This window comes from Conservatibacter flavescens (assembly GCF_002795425.1).
Lineage (GTDB): Bacteria > Pseudomonadota > Gammaproteobacteria > Enterobacterales > Pasteurellaceae > Conservatibacter > Conservatibacter flavescens.
Genome location: NZ_PHHA01000021.1, coordinates 82,642 through 102,570 on the forward strand (window position 1 = coordinate 82,642; position 19,929 = coordinate 102,570).

A 19,929-nucleotide genomic window follows, 5' to 3' on the forward strand; every position below is an offset into this window, starting at 1 on the left:
AGTACAGAATTTAATCACTGTCCAGGGGCTGGACAGAGTACAGAATTTAATCACTATGTAAGGAGTTTAATAATGACAACTATTGATATTCAAAATCAAAAACCAGGTCCATTACGTAGCACGCCTGAGATTACAATTAATACGCACCACGCTTCTAAATTATGGGTAGGCCGTTTACCTATTCGCAATGAAGAAGGTCGAATTACTCGTGCAGGCATCATTAGTATGCCAACTTGTCTAAGTATGCTTAGTCAGATTCAGAAAGCAGCAATGAATGATGATCCTTACGCTGATGATTATTTGCTACGTTTTGAAGATAAGGTATTGGAATACCGCCGTGAAATTCAGAAGATCATAGATAAAGTTGATTATATTTATAAAGAGCAAATTCCAGCCTCTTTCCATATGGAAAACAGTGTAAGTATTGCCCCTGCACGTTACTCACTTACTTTCAATTCGCAATTAGGTTATCAATTAGTATTTCTTTTCCTTAAATTTGATGAACTAGCTTGTTCGGTAATGGCTGCTGCACATATTGCATTAATGACTCGTAAGGAAGCCGCAGATTGGATTGAAGCTGGGGCAAAATTAATCCGTCAATGCTTCGGGATTGTTGAAAATTACCGACATTCTGGTATTACTCGTCGTGATGCGGCAGAGAATAATGCCCGTTATAAAGCCGCAATTAAACGAATGAAATATGAGTTATCACCTGAAATGCTATCTGGTGAACATCGTGCTAATTTTGCACCAGTAATAAAAAATACGCAGCAAATTGAAACTGGTCCAGAATCAAAAGAAGATGATGGATTGATTGAGAATGGCTCAGAGTAAACGTAATTCGTAAGTATGGCACAGTTGTTAGGTAAGCAAGAAAGATGGAAAGTGAATTAATTTTAGATAATATGTACCGTGATCTTGCGATACATACACCACTTAATATAGTTTTTAAACAGTTTTTCAGTGAACTTAAGAGTGTTGATGAATGTGAACAATTACAGCTTTCGCTTTATCAAGTGAGAGAACATTTAATTCAACAACATCAAGCAATCGTAGATAAACTAAAGAGTCATGATGTAACTAAGGCATTAGGTTTTCGCCTTATACAAGATAAAGCATCTTCTTCAGGTGGGCATTTTTTACGTTGGCGTACTACTTTAGGTCTTAAAAAACAACCTAAAGGCGGGCTAATTTGGAAAGCATTAATTGATGACAGCAATATTTCTATAGCAGCAAAGAAACGAGTTACTCAAATGGAAAAAGAGCGGCTAGTTTTGAATATGCAAATGTCTGTACTGAATTCAATGCTGAAACAATTATCAGAAGTCATCGAAAAGCAAATTGATATTGAGCAAGAATATAATCGTCAAACAGTAAATTAAGTAAGTTTGTAACCGTTGGATTTTTAGATTTGTAACCATTGGATTTTTAAAGTTTGTAATCTCTGGACACAAAAGGCCTTTTAAAGGTAAGGGGACAAGCCCCTTACCTTAACGAAGAAAATACCTTTATCATTAAGGAGCGAGTAATGGAACACAAGATGATAGATGAATTTAATCTAGCACTAGAATCAGGTAACTTTAAAGAGCTTCTTTCTAACTTGAAAGAAAAAGCTGTGATTCTAGGAAAAACAGATGGCAGTATAGCGAATCAGAAAGCTACTGATTTTATCAATGTAATAGAGTTGATGCGATTAAATATTGCTATTCTATATGAATATCAACTCCATAACGAACGTTATCAAGCGTGGTATGACAGTAATGAAAGTGATGAAGAAATGAAAACACTTATTCAAGAAAGTGAGCGAATAATTAAGCAATTATACCGAATAAAATATGGTATTGAACCATCCAGTAATCCCTCGCATTGGTTGGCTTTTTGGGGAGGGCTTAGCGAAAATAAACTTATATGATTGGTTTTAAATCTACCTGTGTAAAATTCATTTGTATGAGATTTTAATTAAATACTTTTTTCTTTGTTTGAATCAAGTTTAATAAGCCTAACTTAATTCATTGAAGGAGTAAATACAATGGCAGGCATCAATAAAGTCATTATTGTCGGACATCTTGGTAATGAACCTGAATTGCGTACTATGCCAAATGGTGAGGCTGTTGCAAATATCAGTGTTGCAACAAGTGAAAGTTGGACCGATAAAACAACTGGAGAGCGTCGTGAAGTTACTGAATGGCATCGTATTGTGTTCTATCGCCGTACAGCAGAAGTTGTTGGGCAATATTTACATAAAGGCTCAAAAGTATATGTAGAAGGTCGTTTACGTACCCGAAAATGGCAAGACCAAAATGGGCAAGATCGTTATACCACGGAAATTATTGGTGAGATAATGCAAATGTTGGATAGTCGTAATAGTCAAGGAAATGGCTTGCCATATACGCACACGGGTACAACTCAGTCAAATCAAACAAATACTGCACCAATTCGATCTGAGCCACCGTTAAATAATTTTGATGATGATATAGAAACAACCGTTCTGAGTTACATGTAAAAGATGAGTTTAACCCTCCATTTTGTTAAAATCTAATCCATAGCATTTTTCTGTTTAAATTGTAACGGAAGAGATGTATTTAGCTGATTGAAAGGTGGTGCTAGTATGTACTTTTATATAGATGAGAGTGGGAATTCAGGGTTAAACCTTTTTGATGTAGGACAGCCTAATTTATATTATGGGATACTAAGTTCAGAATTTAATTTAGATGATGTAGCAAAGAAAGATATTATAGCGTTAAAAAATAAATTGTCTGTCACAGAATTACACGCAAATAATTTGGGTAATAAGGAGTTAGTAAGAATAATCAATGAGTTGGAGGAAATACATAATAAATATAAAATCAATTTTGATTTTTGTTCATTAAAAAAAGAAGATTTTGCAATTATTAGTTTTTTTGATCAGGTTTTTGATCAAGGGGTTAATCCTGCAGTACCTTGGACTGCTTACTGGACACCTCTACGATATCCTTTATTATTAATAGTTTCTACTTTATTTGATCGTAATTTAGCAAAGAGAGCTTGGGAAACTAGGATAAACATCAATTCAGAACAGGCACAGCAGGAATTAATCAATATTTGTGAAACACTTTTATGTAAAATTAATTCATTGTCAGATGAACGTTCAATAGAGATTATTTTAGATGCGATAAAGTGGGTGATTAAGAATCCATCAGTTATAGGCTATAATGTTTATAGTAAAGAGAATAAACTCCAAATTTCGCCTAATATTATATCTTTTCAAACAGCAATTTTTACTATATGTCATAGATTGACAATGAAAAAAATGAAAGTGGAAAAAATTACTGTTGATATACAATCCGAATTTAATAAAGCTCAAGATTGGATTACTAAACTATATCAGAATATAAGAAATAATACTGATGCACCGTTACAAATCGCTCCCCATATGCCAAGTATGGATTTATCAATAATGCCACTGATAGATATAGATTATAAATCAAGTGAAGATAGCATTGGTCTACAATTAGTAGACATTTATTTATGGATTTGTCAGCGCTTGTACGAAAATAAGAAACTTGCAAAGCCATTGATAGAATTTTTTGCAAATAAATGTGAGGATATTTTATTTGATGAAATATCTTTAGCATCTATATCACAGCGATGGAGCAAATGGTTTTCTGATCTTCCTGAACCATCAGAATTGGAGTTGGAGAAAGGAAGAATGTTTGGGCAATTAGTAGAAGAGAGAAGAAAACCGTTTGTTATTAAATAGGTATGCAAAATCTTTGATACATGATACTGTTTAGCTTTAAAGGAGTTTTTTATGAAATTTTCATACACTTTAATGGTTACTATAGTCGTATCTTTATTAGCTGGGTGTGCAGAATTATCCGCTATTAACCAAAAAGTCGGTAGTTGGGCCGGTGAAGTTAATAAAATTATGAATGTAGACAATCATAAATTCGAAGACAAAGTAACATCAAAACGAGATATTGATACACTCTATGTTCGAATAAAACGCAATGTCGGTTTTGAAACAATGGAAGAAATGCTTAAATGTGATCCAGTATCAGATAATAACTGTAAATGGAAAAAAAGTGCTCTTGCTCAAGGTGGTTATGTACATGAAAAAACACCTGGTGTTTATTATCGAATGGCTGACTCTTTCGGTAGAGATGGACAATATTATGTAGATGTAACTATTGAAAAAGAAGGTAGAAATTCAATTGTTTATTGGAAAATAAAAGGTTCTCAAGAATTTGCTAACCAAACTAAAGCAGAGATTTTAAAAGCCATTAAATAGTTTTTCATTTCTTGCTCTTTTATAAGTGCTGCCCAGTAAGTGTACTGGGCTTTTTTGTTTCTAGCATAATTAGAATTTGGAGCTGTAATTATTCCTGCTTTGCGTATGATAAAAACTTCTTAGAGATTTGTAATAAAGATTAGATACAAAATTAGGAGTTTTGTTACTATGAAGCTTTATTTATGTGAAAAGCCTAGCCAGGCACGTGATATTGCAAAATTACTAGGCGCTACTCAAAAAGGTGAAGGATGTTTATTGACACCAGATGGGCATACTGTCGTAACATGGGCAAGAGGGCATCTAGTTGAACAATTTTCACCTGAACAATATGATTCGATATTTAAAGAGTGGCGACTGGATACGCTACCAATTATTCCTTCTCAATGGCAGGTTTATCCTAAGGTTGATACTAAAAAAGAATATAAGGCAGTGACTTCATTACTTAAAAAAGCTAAGTCTGTTGTTATTTCAACAGATATTGATAGAGAGGGAGAAACGATTGCTCGGGAAATATTAGATATGGTTGGGTATAAAGGTCCCATTCAACGTCTATGGATTAATGCATTAGATGAACCTAGTATTCGAAAAGCATTAAGTCAGCTTAAAACAAATGAGGAAACCATTTCGCTTTATTATGCTGGGCTTGCCCGTAGTCGGGCAGACTGGTTGATTGGGATGAATTTTAGTCGGATGTTTACACTACTGGCACAACAAAAAGGCTATCAAGGTCCTCCCCTTTCTGTTGGACGAGTACAGAGTCCAACATTAGCACTTGTTGTTAATCGAGATAAAGAGATTGCGAATTTTACTCCTAAATCACATTATGCTTTAACTGTCCAAGTGACGACATCCAACTTAGAACAGTTTGGTGCAACTTTAATTGTTCCTGAGCAATATTGTGATGAAGATGGTCGTTGTTTAGATATGAGTGTGATTCAAAAAGCTGATACAAGTATTCGTCAATCGGGTCAAGTACAAGTTAAAAATATCGAAACTAAACGAGAAAAAGAAGGTCCTCCACTGCTGTTTGCATTAAGTGATTTACAAAGTGAATGTAATCGCTTGTATGATTTAGGTACTCAGCAAGTATTGGATATTGCTCAGTCTTTGTATGAAAAGCATAAAGCAACGACTTATCCCCGTACAGATTGTGGTTACTTACCCGAATCACAATTGCTAGAAGTGCCACAGGTAATTGAAAGTGTGATAAAAGCAGATAATGCTTTATCGTCCATTTATTCAGAATTAAATTTATCTCAAAAATCAAGAGCCTGGAATGATAAGAAAATTACCGCACACCACGGTATTATTCCGACAACTGCTTGTGTAGATATTAGTAAAATGGATGAAAATGAGTTTAAAGTTTATGATTTAATCCGCCGTCGTTATTTAGCTCAATTTTTACCACATTTTGAAACAGATAAGACCATGATTACATTGTCTAGTCGTGGACAGAACTTGGTAGCTAAAGGGCAAGTCATTATTGCCTCAGGTTGGAAAATACTATTTAGTAAATCAGCTCAGGAAGATAATGCAGATAAGCAAAAATTGCCTATTGTTACTGAAGGACAAACGTTAAAAGTTGTTAATACTGAAGTGAAATCGCTCAAAACGTCACCGCCTAGCCATTATACTGAAGGAACGTTAGTTACTGCGATGGTTAATGTTGCTCGTTTTGTAACAGATGAGCGTCTTAAAAAGCAACTACGAGAAACAGAAGGATTGGGAACAGAAGCAACTCGAGCAAACATTTTAGAAACCCTATATAAACGTGGTTATATTAAGAAAAAAGGTAAATCCATTATAGCGACACCTGCAGGGGTAATGTTAATAGATAACTTACCAACGGCGTTAAAAGATCCTGGCTTAACTGCATTGTGGGAACAGGCACTTAATAACATCGCAGAAAATCGAATGACACTATCTGAATTCATGCAAAAGCAAGAACAGTTTATTCGCCATTTAATCCAAAATTGTGGACATCAAGGACTTAATATGAAAAATATTGAAATCAAGAAATGCCCACAGTGTAGCAAGCCTTTAAGGAAAATTAAAGGTGAAAAAGGTGAGTTTTGGGGGTGTACAGGTTATCCAAATTGTAAGTGTGTAGAGTCAATGACAAAGAAAAAATCTGCTAATAAGAAATCATCCGTAAATCTAGCTCAACAGTTTGCAAATTTACATCAAATAATCAAATAGATATGGTATAATGTTTTACCTAAAAAGCCGTTTGCATTGTCGGTTATCAATGCACCAGCCGAAATACCCTTAGCACTCAGAAAGAGGGTTCTGTTTTATACAGGAGTGCCATTTCAACTTTTTATTTACATCGTGGTTATTGCTAAGTTTAAATAAAATTTAATTAAAGTTTTATTTAAACTTAGCAATGATTTGCAATTTCATCTTAATCCAGAGCCCGCTGGTGAAAAAATGGGTGCCCTTTGTATCAATTGAGATGCCACAGTTATATCAGCTAAAGACCACAATGTAGCTGAGTAAATGAGAAAATGAAATCCAAATATTGTAACGAAGATATAATGGTTTCATATATCAATTATGTTGGTCAAATAGTTAAAATCATTTTTTCAGATTATTATCTAAAAAGTAAATAAGCCATTAGTGAATATATTCATTAGTGGCTTATTTATTTTTACAAATAAATTATTCAATTTTAGTATTTAATTTTTACTATGAATAAGTTTTAGATTCATATTAAATCTCATTATTAAGTCGCTACCTTGTAGCCCTTAAAAGTTGCAGAACGCTTGAAATAGCAACGGACTAGCCCGATGTGGTAGTTGTGTTCAACCAGCCGAAACGTCATTAGCATTCAGAAAGATGACTCTGTTTAACAGGAATGCCGCCTTATCTCAATTAATTTTAACCCTCAGCGGGAAACATTTTTCCCGTGTTGGGTAGAGATGTTTCTCCGCTTTTTTACTTTGGAGAAAACATTATGACTACTCAAACTTCTACTCAAAAAAACTTCTTTAACATTCATACTACTGGCATTGGTTATCTGAACAATATTCGTTTAGTTGAACCTAAAAAGGGTTCTCTGTTCTATTCTTGCGATATTGCTGCATTAGTTGGAGATTCTTCTAAGCCAGAGTACCGTTTTTTTAACTGCAATGTTAAAGGAGAAGAAACAGAGCGCTTGGTTAAACGTTGTCAAGATGCTGTGAATGAGAAGAAAAAAGTATTAATTTCTTTTGTGATGTCAGACCTTTGGTTTGATACTTTTACCTACCAAAAGGATGGTAAAGAACATAAGAAAGGTGATACCGGCGTTACTTTAAAAGGACGTTTAATTCGTATAAAAACTATCAAAGTTGATGGACAATTAGTGTACTCTGAACAAGCTCACGCTAATTCAGATTCACCACAAGCATAAACTTTCATATTAGGCTAACAAATTTATTATTGTTAGCCTTTCTTTTAGGAGATCCTATTAATGAAATTAACTCATATTTTTAATTCACTTATCAATTTAATCTTAATTCCAGTTGTTTTAATTACCTTTCTGGTAATTATCTTGTGGCGACCATTTACGCTTTTTCAAGCAATTGAAATTGTTGCAACAAAACTAAATAAATGGTTTGAAAATATTGCGTATATTGAACTTTATATTCAATTAGATAGCAATGGATTAACCCAAGAGCAATTTGAACAAAAAATCTATCTCGAAATGAAAAAACTTTCTTGGTTCGATTTTATCTGGTTGTTTATGAAACAAGCTATAAATGCTTTACAAAGACTTTTTGCGAAAAAATATTCAACCATCATTTAACTACTTCATCCCATAGGGAACATATTATTCCCTATGGGCATAGTGTGTTCCCTTTATTTTGGAGAAACACTATGAAACCTTATTTATTGAATAAACTAAAAGAGATTGAATGTGAGCTTTCCGATTATCGTCCACAAATTTATGCTTCAATCAAAAAAGTAGCTAAAAATGGACTAAGTCGGGAAATTGCATTTTATATCGTACTTGATGGCGAAATTGAAAATATCAGTGAAGTGATTGCTGATGAACTCAACCTTCCTGTAGTAACAACATTAGGAAGCGATACGATTAAAATTAGTGGCTGTGGTGAAGATATGGTGTGGAATACACTCTATCATTACTACAAACAAAAATTTGGTCGCTCTGCTCCTGCATATCGTTCGTTATAGGAAGATAATAAAGCCACCTTACTATATTACTCTTTTTACCCATAGGGGAATATTTCCCTTATGGGTGGTATTTGTAGTGGTCAACAAATTTTTCAGTCCCCAATAGGTTGTTTTTAAATAATCGGAGTGAACCCATCAAGATACTGATGTGGGCGAGCATAATTATAATACATAATGTACTCTTTCACGTCCGATACCGAACTTTCAAATGACGGATAATTTTCCAACATCCATTCATATTTAAAACTTCTAAACCAACGATCGGTTGGGGCATTATCCCAACAGTTACCTCGGCGACTCATACTTTGCACCAAGCCATGTTTTTGCACACATTCAGTAAACAACTTACTACCGTAAATACTTCCCTGATCGGAATGAAACAACATGGTCGTTGTCGGTTTCACCCGCAACATAGCTTGATTTAATGCATCGACTACCAATTGAGCATCATGATGGCGGCTCATTTTCCAACCTATCAACTGTCGATTACGCAGATTAATCACTATAGCCAAATAGCAGCACACCCCATTGACTTTCACGTAAGTGGTATCACCACAAAAGGACGCATCAAATGGAAAACAACAAACCAATAGAAAACAATATCAACAACTACCGAGCCCCGATGGTAACGGCAATCGGATTATTTTAGGTTTTGTGTTGGCTTATTTAGGTAAGTGGGCGACTGAGCCAACTATTCAAAAAAGCGATTTTGTGGTGGCAATCGGCTTTTTTATCGGCATTACCTTGCTGATTATTGCGCTCTACCGCATTTTAAATAACCGCCTTCCTGAACAGAAAGAAGCCGTTGATGCCTATTATCATCGCACCTTAAAGATTTTTATGTTGGGGATTATTTGTTCTTTTATTGGAACATCAATCTCTATTCTTCAAGGAATGTTTTTTTAATCAACATAGGCAACACAATGAAAGAAAACCTTAACGACCTACGAACTTTTCTAGTGGTAGCACGCACGGGCAGTTTTACCAAGGCTGGTGCACAGTTAGGCGTGTCGCAGTCGGCGGTGTCTTATGCCATTCGTGGCATTGAAGAGCGGTTGAAAATCAAACTGTTTCACCGCACCACGCGCAGTATTTCCACCACCGAAGCTGGCGAACAGCTTTATCAGCGATTATTGCCGTTATTTGAAGGTATTGACCGAGAAATTGACGAACTTGGCACATTTTTAGGTGAGTTGCGTGGCACGTTGCGGATTAACGCCACCGAATTAACCTTTAGCGTGTTGTGGGAAAAATTTGACCGCTTTCTCAACGCTTATCCTTCGGTGAATTTGGAACTGTCGGGCGATACCCGTTTTATCGATATTGTCGCCGAGCAGTTTGATGCCAGTATTCGCTTAGGTAGCGATGTGGAAAAAGATATGATTGCGGTTAGAATTTCTGATGATCTAGCGATGTGCACCGTGGCAAGCCCTGCCTATTTAGCCCAATATGGCGAGCCTAAAACGCCTGAAGAGCTGGCAAATCATCAATGCTTACAACTTCGCCTGCCCATCAACGGCGGTATTTTGGATTGGGCGTTTACCGATCCAACCAGTCAAGAAACGGTAAAAATCCAACCGCAAGGACGGTTTATTGCTAACACCAATAGCATTTTGATCAACGCTTGTTTGTCTGGTGTCGGTGTGATGTGGATGCCATATCATCTGGTAGAAGACCATATCGCAAGCGGTGAGCTTGTGCCGATTTTGCGTGAGTGGAACAAACATTACGAAGGCTTTCATCTTTATTACCCTAACCGCCGTGAAAATTCGCCGTTGTTGAAGGCGTTGGTGGAGAGTTTAAGGGGGTAATATCCGACAGCGGCCTTTAGCCGCCATCGGTTGATCAAAATTTGCGAGTGCAAATTCCTAATACTTCAACACTTCACTCTCTTTCGGCACTGCCACACGCTTTTCTAAGCCTTGTGATTTTACAAACTCACGCATTTGCTCGCTTGTTACCGTGCCGTGATTAACTGCGTCCATATGCACGGTGATGATGTTCGCTTTCGGGGCAACTTGATAGGCTTTTGCAACATCGGCTTTGCCCATAATGATCCCGCCGTCTATTCCTTCCAATTTTGCTTCGCCCGTGTTCATCACAATCACTTGCGGTTGGTAGTCTGCAAGGGCTTGTTCAACGGGTTTATTCCAAATGGTATCGCCCATAATATAGAGTGTTTTTTCGTTATCCGCTTGGAACACAACGCCCATTGCATCGCCTAATAATTCGGCGAGTTGTGGCAAGGCATACATCTGATCCGTGCCGTGCTGACCTCCTTTTACTCGGCTTAATTTCACGCCGTTAAATTCAGTATTAGCACCCACCACACGCACATCAGTAAAGCCTTGTGAGCGAATGGTTTTGGCATCGCCTGCATTTTGCACGAACACGGGAATATTTTTCGGCAGTAATTCTTGTGCGGCTTTGTCCCAATGGTCATCGTGGGTGTGGGTAACGATTACCGCATCAATGCCTTTAATCACATCGCTTGCAGGCTGTGCCATTGCGATTAACGGATTGCGTTTTTGGCTGTTGATTGTGCCGGCAAAGCCTTCATACGCCCCTTGTTCTGCCAAATAAGGATCGACTAAAAAGGTCGCATTGCCGTAGCTGATTTTTGCCGTAGCATTGCGGATATGCTGATATTCTAAAGCTTGAGCTGAAAGAGCGGTGCTTAATCCGAGAGTTAAAAGTAGTGATTTAAATTTCATTTTGTTTTCCTTTTGCTGTTTGAATGTGTCTATTTTGCCGAAAATCTTGATGACAAAAAATTGACTTTTATGCCAATAAACGAAAGAATTGGGTCAAATAAAAAGGAAAATATTATGTCTATTAAAATCGGATTACTCTTTCACCCTGAAGTCAAATTGTTTCATTTTTCCGTTCCCCACCTGATTTTCAGCGACTTATTGCCCGAGCAGAAACTGTTTGAGCTGTTTGTGTTGAACACTGAACCGCACAGAACAGGCTCGCTTTCTCTTGCTTTTGACGGCGGTTTGGAACGTGCGTTGGAAATGGATATACTGATTGTAGCTGGCTGGCACGATATCCACGAACCGCCGAGCGACGAGTTGCAACAGGCGTTACAGACGGCATACAGCCGAGGCAAAATTTTGGTCGGCTTGTGTTACGGCACTTATGCGTTGGCGTATAGCGGTGTGTTGAACGGCAAAAAAGCGGCGACCCATTGGGCAGGCGAAAGCGATTTTGCCCGCCGTTTTCCGCAAGTGAAGTTGGACAACAACGCCTTGTATGTGGACGATGAAAATATCATCACGTCCGCAGGCACAGCGGCGAGTTTGGATTGCTGTTTGTACATTGTACGCAAGTTTTATGGCAGCCAGATTGCAAATAAAATCGCACGGATAATGGTCGTTCCGCCCCATCGGGAAGGCAGTCAGGCGCAATTTATCGACACGCCTGTTCCCACCAAAACCAGTGATCGCAATATCAATCAGCTACTTGCAAAAATTCGGGAAAATCCGACCGCTTGCTACCGCATTGACGATCTTGCCGAACAGCTGGCAATGAGCCGCCGCACCTTCACTCGCCATTTCCAAAAAGCCACCGGCACGAGTTTAACCCAATGGCTAATCGCCGAACGGCTACAAAAAAGCCTGACGTTGCTGGAAAGCACCCATTTGAGTATTGAACAGATCGCCGCCGAAATCGGCTTTCAAAGTGCGGTCAGTTTTCGGGAACATTTCAAAGCGAAGTATCAAGTGAGCCCTAATCAATGGCGGAAGACGTTTGGGGGAGTTTTCAGACCGCCTGAAACGTAAAAAACGCTGTTTCCCCATTGAGAAAAGAGCGTTTTAGTCATAATTAATTCAAACCTTTCATCTGCACATTTTGCCAATTTGCATTTTTCTTAATCTCGGCATTTTGCCCCACAAAGACTTGTTTTGCCTGATTATCGCCATTTAAGGTGTATAAGAACCACGCTACCATATAGCCGTTAGGTTGCCATACCTCCGACGTGGGAACACCTTGTAAATCGAAGCAACCAGTGGCATCAGCAAATTTTAGAAGAACAACGTCGCTGTGAAGATGAGTGGCATCAAAAGCAGTTATCAAAATCTTGGGCGTGTCCTTTGCCTTATTATAAAATTGATAATATAGAATTTACCGCACTCACCTATGGTCAAGCCTTGTATGAAGAAGGACAACGAATGCAACATTGCATTTTTACCTATACAGATTTGTGCTATGAGGGAAAATATCTTGCATTTTCAGTCAAATATCTTGAACAGAATGAGAGTAAAATAAAAGTGCATTATTCCACTCTCGGACTATCTAGAAATATTAAAAAAATAAGTGGCAGATTGAGCAACATCGAGGGATTTGTAATCAACCTGTAACGCCTTACCTTAAACGTATCGCAAAAAAATTCTGTCTAATTCTCAATAGCAATCAATAAATGAGTTGTTGATAAAAGATAATAATTATTTGGGTTGCTTAAATAAAAAATTATTCCACTTCCTGATTATCTTCTCCATAGTACAACAGGTTTTAACCTTTTACTTTGGGGAAGAAAAATGAAGAAAATAAAAACATATATCTCTTTTTCAATTAGCAGTATCTTATGTATTGCTTTAACTGGATGTGCTCAACGTCAAACACAAGAAACATTATCGACAGTTGAAACTTATCCATTACCTACAGCAGATATTATCGTTGAAGATTCAAATAAATCTATTCCTATTGTTATAGAGCAAACTATTGTACCAGATATTTATCAGTATACTGATGAAGCTAATACACAGGTTATTCGCCAAGGACGTTACACGCTCGTTAATACCTCGCCAGAGGATGGGCAAAAGTATTTATTAGAGCAAATGGTAACAGTCAATATGACGCCGAAAAAAAATCGCCCAATGACAGCAACCGTAGAGCAAGGGTTAAAAACAACATTAGCGGGTACGGGGCTAAATCTGTGCTATGGTTCAGCATTTAATCAGACATCTTCATTGTTTTCTTTACCATTACCGAAAATACATCACCAATTTGGACCTATCAAATTACGTGAAGCATTACAAATGCTCGCAGGTCCTGCTTACTACGTTACTTTAAATGATATTACTCGAACTGTTTGTTTTAAAACTAGAGAAAGACCAGTTGAAATAGAAAAGAAACGTTTGGAGATCATTTCAACAACAACGAAAACAGAGGTGATCAATGAATAATAAATTAACAAAATTATCTTTTTTCACATTACTGGGGATCTCAATTAGTACCAGCGCCAGTTTATCAAGTAATAGTAGTCAATTAATTTCGGATGTTTCCAATCGTACAACTACAATTGAAAAAAACATTGATACAAAAACTTTAGAGCAAATAGAACTAAAACAAAAAGCTCAGGAATGGGGATTAACGACAGAAGAATGGCAACGTTACATAAAACTACAACAAGGAGAACGTGGAGTATGGTCGCCTAATCTTGATCCACTGACTGCATTAGGAATTGAAGCTAAAACGGAAGAAGAGCGGACTCGTTATGCGGAATTATTAGCTCGTAAAATGTATGATCGAGTAGAAAGGGAACTCGCTTTTCAGCGTGCTTATGATAAAGCATTCGCTAAATTATATCCAAATGAACTACCGTTTGAAGTTGAACCTCATATTTCACAATCTGTTGGAAGAGTTGTTTATTTTACTCGTTTAGATAATTGTACTCGATGTGAGTCAGATGTGAGTCGAATGCTTTCTCATGTGGGTAATAAAACACCTGTAGATATTTACGTTGTAGGTGTAAATGGTAATGATAATGCTATCCGAGAATGGGCGAAAAAACATCAAATCGATCCAGTGAAGGTTAAGCAACGTTTAATAACATTAAATCACGATAGTGGATATTGGTTACACTATGCAAAAGGGAAAATGCCGGCAGCATTTCAAATTGAAGAGGATGGTCAATGGCAGTCTCTCGTTTATTAGTCGGTATTTTTATTCCACTACTATGCAACCCTGTTCACGCATTTAATGGATTTGGGCGAGATATTGATCGCTATATTCACGAAGCAGCTCAACGATATCAAATCAGTGAAGTAATGTTGAGAGGATTAGTAAAAATGGAAGATGGTTGGTACGGTAAAGTTTCTCCAACAGGTCCAATTGGAGTTGGACAATTTACCCGAGATACATGGAATTGGTTGTCTCAAACAGAGCGTGGACGTGAGATTGGTATGCAATTAATTACACCATCAATTCAAGGTACTCGGCTTGATCCTCGTCATCATAAACGTATAAATACATTAGCGACGGCATTACTTGCTAGATGGAATGCTGAGCAATTTCAACTTCGGGGGATTCCTATAACAGATGAAAATTTGTATATGGCTCATAATATCGGATTAGAGGGGTTGCATCGTGCCATTCTAGGGCGTTCTACACCTGAAGATATTCGTAATATGCGACGTAATGGGATGAAGCGTGGAATGTCGGTAAAGCAATTCATCGCTTATCAAAAGGGAAGGTATAGTAGCCATAAATCTATTGCTAATTTTATGCCTCTATCAAAAAATCAAACGGAAATAGTGTGGGCTGAACCTCGTATGACTCAAAAATCGCAAACAACGTTAGCGGCATCACACTCTGTAGTTCAGAAAAGTGCGGTCAATCATTCGCCTCTTATTTGGATTGAACCATCGGATTCTCAAATAACGTGGATTAATCCGACAAAAATGTAAATACGGTGTAAGAATAAAAATGTTATTTCCTCTCAGTAAAATGATACGTCAAGTTATTTCTATGACAATGGATGCATTGCTTTTAACATTAGTCATTTATGGCATCTTTTGGCTGTATCTACTTTCACCAGGCTATTTTGAAACAACATTATCTCAACTTAATGCAATAAAACCTGATACCCTCGAATATCGTCGGTTTTTTACTGATTTGTATCATTCCTGTTTCCTTTTGGCAATTTTCATTGTTCTCGTTGGAAAAGTAGGGCGTAGCATTTGCTCTCTTTTTTTTAAAAAAGAAGAACGTGGATTTTCACTTTATCCTTCCTCTACCCTACGTAGAAAAATGACTTCTCAAGATATTCAATATGTTGCTAGTCATGAAGCTGGTCATCTCTTAATGTATGCCGCATTAGGTCAGTTACCGCCTTCTATGAAAGTGGAAGTGAAAGAACAAATGGATGGAACAACAAACTTAGGATATGTGTCAGCTTTTGTTTCTAAACGGGCATCACAAAGTCGGTTATTTGTTGAATGGCAAATGCTAACTACACTTGCTGGTCGAGAAGGTGAAAGTATCTTATTGCAAGATAACTCGCTAGGCTCCGTACAGGATAATTATGAATGGTTTAATCTTGCCAGTGTTTATCTAAAAAACCATTTTGAGGGTATTTTTTATATTGAACCAATGTCTTCGTTTGAGTTTAACGCAAATGAAGAAAAATTAAATGCCTTAAAAGCGAAACAAACGCAACTATTACAAACCTTTTTTAGTTTGAATTTACCTATCTATAAACAACTCACTTCAATGCTTATCGAAAAAAAGATTTTATATGGTGACGAGATTATTCAATTTTTTCAGCAAGTAAATATCACTTTTCCGGAGGGCTTTCCTTTTCCATTTGGTCGTTTTGAAAAATTTAGTGATGAATGGCTCGTTGGAGAGGAGTATGGTGAGATTAACCATATTATAGATAAACGATTGGGACAAAATTCATGAAGAAATTAAATTATTTTTTATGGTGTGGATTGCTATTTTCTATGCATTCATTCGCAGAATTAGAGATCATTGCAGATTTAGGTGGAGAAAGTGCGATCAGATTTTATGAAGGCATTCAGCCCGAACACGATGACACAGCGACCATTTATCCGAATGCTATTCCCGAAACGATCACGGAAGCAGATATGTTGCCAGTAGTCTCTCATAAATTAACACCGGGCAAGGTAAACCCTATTCCCTTTGAATTAACTGGAATGTCGCCTATTTTTCTTATCGGTACGGATAATTTATCTCATCAATGGTTATCACAACATTATGAAGACTTGTTAGCACAACAGGCTGTCGGTTTGGTTGTTAATGTTGCGACGTTGGAAGAATTGAATCAATTACGTCAGATTGCACCTAATTTAGCATTATTACCTACACCTGCAGATGATCTAAGTGAGCGTTTAAAATTGTCTCATTATCCTGCATTAATTACGGAAACTGGGGTATCACAATAATGGCAAGTAAATACCTTTTAGAAGGGTTATTACGCCCACCTGTTGAGTTTTATCCTGCTGCAGCCCACGCTACCTGTGCTTATATATGCAGTATGGCTCCTTGGTCTTTAGCATTACACCCATCTATTGGTTATGGTTTAGCCGTAGGATTTGGTGGGCTGAGTTATTTACGTTTTCGACAAGGCTGGCGTATTGTGCGTTATCACCGCAATTTAAAGCGTTTACCACATTATGCGTTAACTAGTCGACAAATTCCAGTGAGTACTAAATATCTCTTCCTTGGGAGAGGATTTGAATGGCAACCAGAACATACCCAACGACTTTATGACTGTTTTTCAGCCGACGGGAAAAAATATTTACGCCCTTCTAAACTCTTTAATATGGCAAGAGAATATGAAAAACACCACGATAATGTTATCACAAAATTAACGACCCGTGATTCGCCTTTAAACCCCGTTCGTCCCTTGCCTCCTGTAGAGGGCATTCCAGCAATTCACGGGATTGAATTAAATGAAATTGATGTTATGCAGCCACTTAATTCAAGGGGAGGACATACTGCAGTATTTGGTACAACAGGCGTTGGTAAAACACGTTTTGCGGAAGTGTTAGTCACCCAAGATATTCATCGTGGAAAAACGCAATCGGAGCGTGAGGTTGTTGTCTTTTTTGACCCGAAAGGCGATCCTGATATGTTAAAGCGAATGTATGCAGAAGCTAAGCGGGCGGGACGAGATAAAGAATTTTATATGTTCCATTTGGGTTACCCTGAAAAATCAGCTCGTTATAATCCAATTGGACGTTTTGGTCGAGTATCTGAGGTTGCAGGACGAATTTCTGGGCAATTAAGCGGTGCTGGGAACTCAGCTGCATTTAAGGAATTTGCGTGGCGTTTTGTCAATATTGTTGCAAGAGCACTGGTTGAAATGGGAGAACGCCCAAATTATTCACAAATTTCTCGGTTTGTGCAAAATATTGATAGCTTGTTCTTAAATTATGCTAAAAATTATTTTGATGCAAAAAATCCAGATATTTGGCAAGGGTTATTAAATATTGCTGCAAATGTAGATGTCAAAAATTTATCTTTTGGAATGAAAGAACGTCCATTAATTTGGGTAATAAATCAGTATATTTTAGAAAATAAAATTTTTGATCCTGTACTGGAAGGGCTTGCTACAGCAGTACGCTATGATAAAACGTATTTTGATAAAATTGTTGCATCATTACTCCCGTTATTAGAGAAATTAACGACGGGTAAAATCGAAGAATTATTATCACCAAATTATAATGATGTTAATGATGAACGCCCTATTTTTGACTGGGAAGAAGTCATTCGTAAACGCGGTATCGTGTATGTTGGATTAGATGCCTTATCTGATGCAACGGTTGCCGCTGCAGTGGGTAATAGTATGTTTGCCGATCTTGTTTCAATGGCTGGGCATATCTATAAACATGGCGTAGATGAAGGATTACCAGAGGCATTTAAAGGTAGTGCAAAACCCGTCAAAATCAATCTACATTGTGATGAGTTTAATGAATTAATGGGTGATGAATTTATCCCATTGATTAATAAGGGGCGAGGTGCAGGTATGCAAGTAACGGCATATACACAAACTATTGCCGATATTGAAGCTCGATTAGGTAACAGAGCTAAAGCGGAACAAACTATTGGTAACTTCAATACATTGATCATGTTCCGGGTAAAATCACCCGCGACGGCTAAATTATTGACAGATCAACTACATAAAGTCACTATTTTACAAAGTATGGTCACATCAAGTTTTACTGACTCAAGTAATCCAGATGATGATAAAGCTTTTACGTCTAATACAGGGGAACGGATTTCACAAAAAGAAGTGCCATTGCTTGATGTTGCTAATGTAACAAATTTACCAAAAGGACAAGCTTTTATCCTGATGAATGGAAGTACCCTATATAAAGTTAGAATGCCCTTGCCTGCTATTGATAAAAATGATGTGATTCCTGCATCTATGCAAGAATTGCTTGAAAAAATGCAAAAAAACTATCACGTAGCATCGAATTGGTGGGAACCTGCTTTTAAAGAATATACACCATCAAAAGATATTATCAGCTCATTTGAAAGTATGGTAACTGATGAAAAAATAGCAAAAGCTGACATAGATTGGGGAGGTGACGTTGATATGCCAGAAGATGATATCAGCGATACAGATATAGATGAGCAAGAAATAGGAGGAGAAGAATAATGTCATTTGAACAGGAAACTAATTTATTAGATTTACCAAATCAATATATTAATTTTGAAGGGAATTTTGCCGTATCTTGCGGATTACCCAATTCAAAGGAATTATTGTTTTATCTTGAACCTTATTTAAATCAATGGGTAGAAAATAATGATTCTGTTCATCAATTTGCAACAAGGTTTGCGAATGCTGGGCTTTCATTATGGACAGCAAGTGATGTATCTATAACAGAAGATGATAGATTACATCAGCGTGCTTATTTTTACCTTGTTTCAGAGCAAGGCGAACAAGGATATGTTTTGATTCATTGTCAATTATCTCATAAGGATCATTTACAATAATGACAGAGCAAACCACGAAAAAAGTGAAGAAAAAGGGGATATGTAATGCTTTATCAGCATTGATTGCTGCACTTTTTATTTCACTCTTATTAAGCATTCTCTTTGAATGGTTAGGCATTGTCTTTCTTTGGCCAGAACAAGGTTATTTGCATAGTCAAGAAATGATGATTCAGGAGCTTGGTTGGATTTCTGAAAATACGACACACCGTTTATTTGGTTATACGCCTGCAGAACTTGCCAGTGCTATAACGCTTTCTGTTCATGATTGGCTTTTTGTGAAAACGGGGTTTCAAGATTGGTTACATTCGTCAAAACAACATAGCGATTGGGAGCAACTTATCTATTATTATGGTGGTTCTTACCTAGAAGCAATTATCTACGTTTCCATTACCTTTGTGATTCGATTAATGGTGATTGTGCTAACAAGCCCATTGTTTTTATTATCTGCTTTTACTGGGTTTACTGAAGGATTGATGATGCGAGATTTACGCAAATTTGGCTCAGGTAGAGAATCCAGTTTTCTTTACCATCACGCACGTCGTTATATTAAACCCGTGATGATTGGGTCTTGGATCATTTACCTTTCTATTCCTTTTTCTGTGCATCCCAATTTAATTTTGATTCCTGCTGCCTTTTTATTTGGTCTCTCTATTTGTATAACAACGGCAAGTTTCAAAAAATACTTATGATGGTAAAATGCTTTCAATTAGACTAAGGTTGGGAGCATT

Annotated in this window: 25 protein-coding genes; 22 read left to right on the forward strand and 3 right to left on the reverse strand. The window is 37.1% G+C overall.

What is annotated here, in order from left to right; genetic code table 11:
* Nucleotides 1-72: 72 nt before the first annotated feature.
* From CVP05_RS09580 to CVP05_RS09625, 10 genes are all read left to right on the forward strand, one after another.
* Nucleotides 73-834, forward strand: coding sequence for a PFL_4669 family integrating conjugative element protein (locus CVP05_RS09580; RefSeq protein WP_100289349.1), 762 nt, complete (start codon nucleotides 73-75; stop codon nucleotides 832-834).
* Nucleotides 835-878: 44 nt separating this feature from the next.
* Nucleotides 879-1,382, forward strand: a complete 504-nt coding sequence (locus CVP05_RS09585; RefSeq protein ID WP_100289350.1) for a DUF3158 family protein — start codon at nucleotides 879-881, stop codon at nucleotides 1,380-1,382.
* Between the two features lie 146 nt (nucleotides 1,383-1,528).
* Nucleotides 1,529-1,912, forward strand: a complete 384-nt coding sequence (locus CVP05_RS09590) for a hypothetical protein (protein ID WP_100289351.1) — start codon at nucleotides 1,529-1,531, stop codon at nucleotides 1,910-1,912.
* Between the two features lie 117 nt (nucleotides 1,913-2,029).
* Nucleotides 2,030-2,503 (forward strand): single-stranded DNA-binding protein, encoded by a 474-nt coding sequence (ssb, locus tag CVP05_RS09595; RefSeq protein ID WP_100289352.1) that lies wholly within the window; start codon nucleotides 2,030-2,032, stop codon nucleotides 2,501-2,503.
* A 105-nt stretch (nucleotides 2,504-2,608) separates the two neighbouring features.
* Nucleotides 2,609-3,739, forward strand: a complete 1,131-nt coding sequence (locus CVP05_RS09600; RefSeq protein WP_100289353.1) for a DUF3800 domain-containing protein — start codon at nucleotides 2,609-2,611, stop codon at nucleotides 3,737-3,739.
* A 51-nt stretch (nucleotides 3,740-3,790) separates the two neighbouring features.
* Nucleotides 3,791-4,270 (forward strand): hypothetical protein, encoded by a 480-nt coding sequence (locus CVP05_RS09605; protein ID WP_100289354.1) that lies wholly within the window; start codon nucleotides 3,791-3,793, stop codon nucleotides 4,268-4,270.
* Between the two features lie 168 nt (nucleotides 4,271-4,438).
* Nucleotides 4,439-6,469 (forward strand): DNA topoisomerase III, encoded by a 2,031-nt coding sequence (locus CVP05_RS09610; RefSeq protein ID WP_100289355.1) that lies wholly within the window; start codon nucleotides 4,439-4,441, stop codon nucleotides 6,467-6,469.
* Between the two features lie 757 nt (nucleotides 6,470-7,226).
* Complete coding sequence (locus CVP05_RS09615) at nucleotides 7,227-7,664, forward strand: STY4534 family ICE replication protein (RefSeq protein ID WP_100289356.1); 438 nt, start codon at nucleotides 7,227-7,229, stop codon at nucleotides 7,662-7,664.
* A 60-nt stretch (nucleotides 7,665-7,724) separates the two neighbouring features.
* Nucleotides 7,725-8,060: a hypothetical protein gene (locus CVP05_RS09620; protein WP_100289357.1), complete on the forward strand. Its 336-nt coding sequence runs from the start codon at nucleotides 7,725-7,727 to the stop codon at nucleotides 8,058-8,060.
* A gap of 71 nt (nucleotides 8,061-8,131) precedes the next feature.
* Nucleotides 8,132-8,449 (forward strand): hypothetical protein, encoded by a 318-nt coding sequence (locus CVP05_RS09625; RefSeq protein WP_100289358.1) that lies wholly within the window; start codon nucleotides 8,132-8,134, stop codon nucleotides 8,447-8,449.
* Nucleotides 8,450-8,562: 113 nt separating this feature from the next.
* On the opposite strand, the gene CVP05_RS09630 is transcribed toward CVP05_RS09625, so the two are convergent.
* Nucleotides 8,563-8,952, reverse strand: a complete 390-nt coding sequence (locus tag CVP05_RS09630) for a DDE-type integrase/transposase/recombinase (RefSeq protein WP_243389231.1) — start codon at nucleotides 8,950-8,952, stop codon at nucleotides 8,563-8,565.
* A gap of 40 nt (nucleotides 8,953-8,992) precedes the next feature.
* Here CVP05_RS09630 and CVP05_RS09635 point away from each other — a divergent pair, with 40 nt between their 5' ends.
* Nucleotides 8,993-9,355 (forward strand): hypothetical protein, encoded by a 363-nt coding sequence (locus CVP05_RS09635; RefSeq protein WP_165773149.1) that lies wholly within the window; start codon nucleotides 8,993-8,995, stop codon nucleotides 9,353-9,355.
* 17 nt (nucleotides 9,356-9,372) lie between these two features.
* Nucleotides 9,373-10,260 carry a LysR family transcriptional regulator gene (locus CVP05_RS09640; RefSeq protein WP_100289361.1) on the forward strand — a complete coding sequence of 296 codons (888 nt, stop codon included), beginning with the start codon at nucleotides 9,373-9,375 and terminating at the stop codon, nucleotides 10,258-10,260.
* A 57-nt stretch (nucleotides 10,261-10,317) separates the two neighbouring features.
* On the opposite strand, the gene CVP05_RS09645 is transcribed toward CVP05_RS09640, so the two are convergent.
* A complete protein-coding gene (locus CVP05_RS09645) occupies nucleotides 10,318-11,163 on the reverse strand; it encodes an MBL fold metallo-hydrolase (RefSeq protein ID WP_100289362.1) in 846 nt (281 codons plus the stop codon).
* Between the two features lie 114 nt (nucleotides 11,164-11,277).
* Here CVP05_RS09645 and CVP05_RS09650 point away from each other — a divergent pair, with 114 nt between their 5' ends.
* Nucleotides 11,278-12,234: a GlxA family transcriptional regulator gene (locus CVP05_RS09650; protein WP_100289363.1), complete on the forward strand. Its 957-nt coding sequence runs from the start codon at nucleotides 11,278-11,280 to the stop codon at nucleotides 12,232-12,234.
* A 43-nt stretch (nucleotides 12,235-12,277) separates the two neighbouring features.
* On the opposite strand, the gene CVP05_RS09655 is transcribed toward CVP05_RS09650, so the two are convergent.
* A complete protein-coding gene (locus CVP05_RS09655) occupies nucleotides 12,278-12,529 on the reverse strand; it encodes a hypothetical protein (RefSeq protein WP_100289364.1) in 252 nt (83 codons plus the stop codon).
* Nucleotides 12,530-12,546: 17 nt separating this feature from the next.
* On the opposite strand from CVP05_RS09655, the gene CVP05_RS09660 reads away from it, so the two are divergent.
* The 9 genes from CVP05_RS09660 to CVP05_RS09700 all read left to right on the forward strand — a co-directional run bounded on the left by CVP05_RS09660 (nucleotide 12,547) and on the right by CVP05_RS09700 (nucleotide 19,890).
* Complete coding sequence (locus CVP05_RS09660) at nucleotides 12,547-12,813, forward strand: PcfJ domain-containing protein (protein WP_479928751.1); 267 nt, start codon at nucleotides 12,547-12,549, stop codon at nucleotides 12,811-12,813.
* A 177-nt stretch (nucleotides 12,814-12,990) separates the two neighbouring features.
* Nucleotides 12,991-13,638 carry a PFGI-1 class ICE element type IV pilus protein PilL2 gene (gene pilL2 / locus CVP05_RS09665; protein ID WP_100289365.1) on the forward strand — a complete coding sequence of 216 codons (648 nt, stop codon included), beginning with the start codon at nucleotides 12,991-12,993 and terminating at the stop codon, nucleotides 13,636-13,638.
* Nucleotides 13,631-14,389, forward strand: coding sequence for a TIGR03759 family integrating conjugative element protein (locus CVP05_RS09670; protein WP_100289366.1), 759 nt, complete (start codon nucleotides 13,631-13,633; stop codon nucleotides 14,387-14,389). The genes pilL2 and CVP05_RS09670 overlap by 8 nt, the downstream gene beginning before the upstream one ends.
* Nucleotides 14,368-15,141, forward strand: a complete 774-nt coding sequence (locus CVP05_RS09675; protein ID WP_100289367.1) for a hypothetical protein — start codon at nucleotides 14,368-14,370, stop codon at nucleotides 15,139-15,141. The genes CVP05_RS09670 and CVP05_RS09675 overlap by 22 nt, the downstream gene beginning before the upstream one ends.
* A 19-nt stretch (nucleotides 15,142-15,160) precedes the next feature.
* Nucleotides 15,161-16,138 carry a hypothetical protein gene (locus tag CVP05_RS09680; RefSeq protein ID WP_100289368.1) on the forward strand — a complete coding sequence of 326 codons (978 nt, stop codon included), beginning with the start codon at nucleotides 15,161-15,163 and terminating at the stop codon, nucleotides 16,136-16,138.
* The gene (locus CVP05_RS09685; protein ID WP_100289369.1) at nucleotides 16,135-16,641 is read left to right on the forward strand and encodes an integrating conjugative element protein; all 507 of its coding nucleotides are present in this window, start codon (nucleotides 16,135-16,137) and stop codon (nucleotides 16,639-16,641) included. Before CVP05_RS09680 ends, CVP05_RS09685 begins: the two co-directional genes overlap by 4 nt.
* Nucleotides 16,641-18,863, forward strand: coding sequence for a type IV conjugative transfer system coupling protein TraD (gene traD, locus CVP05_RS09690; RefSeq protein WP_100289370.1), 2,223 nt, complete (start codon nucleotides 16,641-16,643; stop codon nucleotides 18,861-18,863). Before CVP05_RS09685 ends, traD begins: the two co-directional genes overlap by 1 nt.
* Nucleotides 18,863-19,201, forward strand: coding sequence for a hemophilus-specific protein (locus CVP05_RS09695; RefSeq protein ID WP_100289371.1), 339 nt, complete (start codon nucleotides 18,863-18,865; stop codon nucleotides 19,199-19,201). The genes traD and CVP05_RS09695 overlap by 1 nt, the downstream gene beginning before the upstream one ends.
* Entirely contained in the window at nucleotides 19,201-19,890 is a 690-nt protein-coding gene (locus CVP05_RS09700) for a TIGR03747 family integrating conjugative element membrane protein (protein WP_100289372.1), read from the forward strand. Before CVP05_RS09695 ends, CVP05_RS09700 begins: the two co-directional genes overlap by 1 nt.
* Nucleotides 19,891-19,929 lie beyond the last annotated feature (39 nt).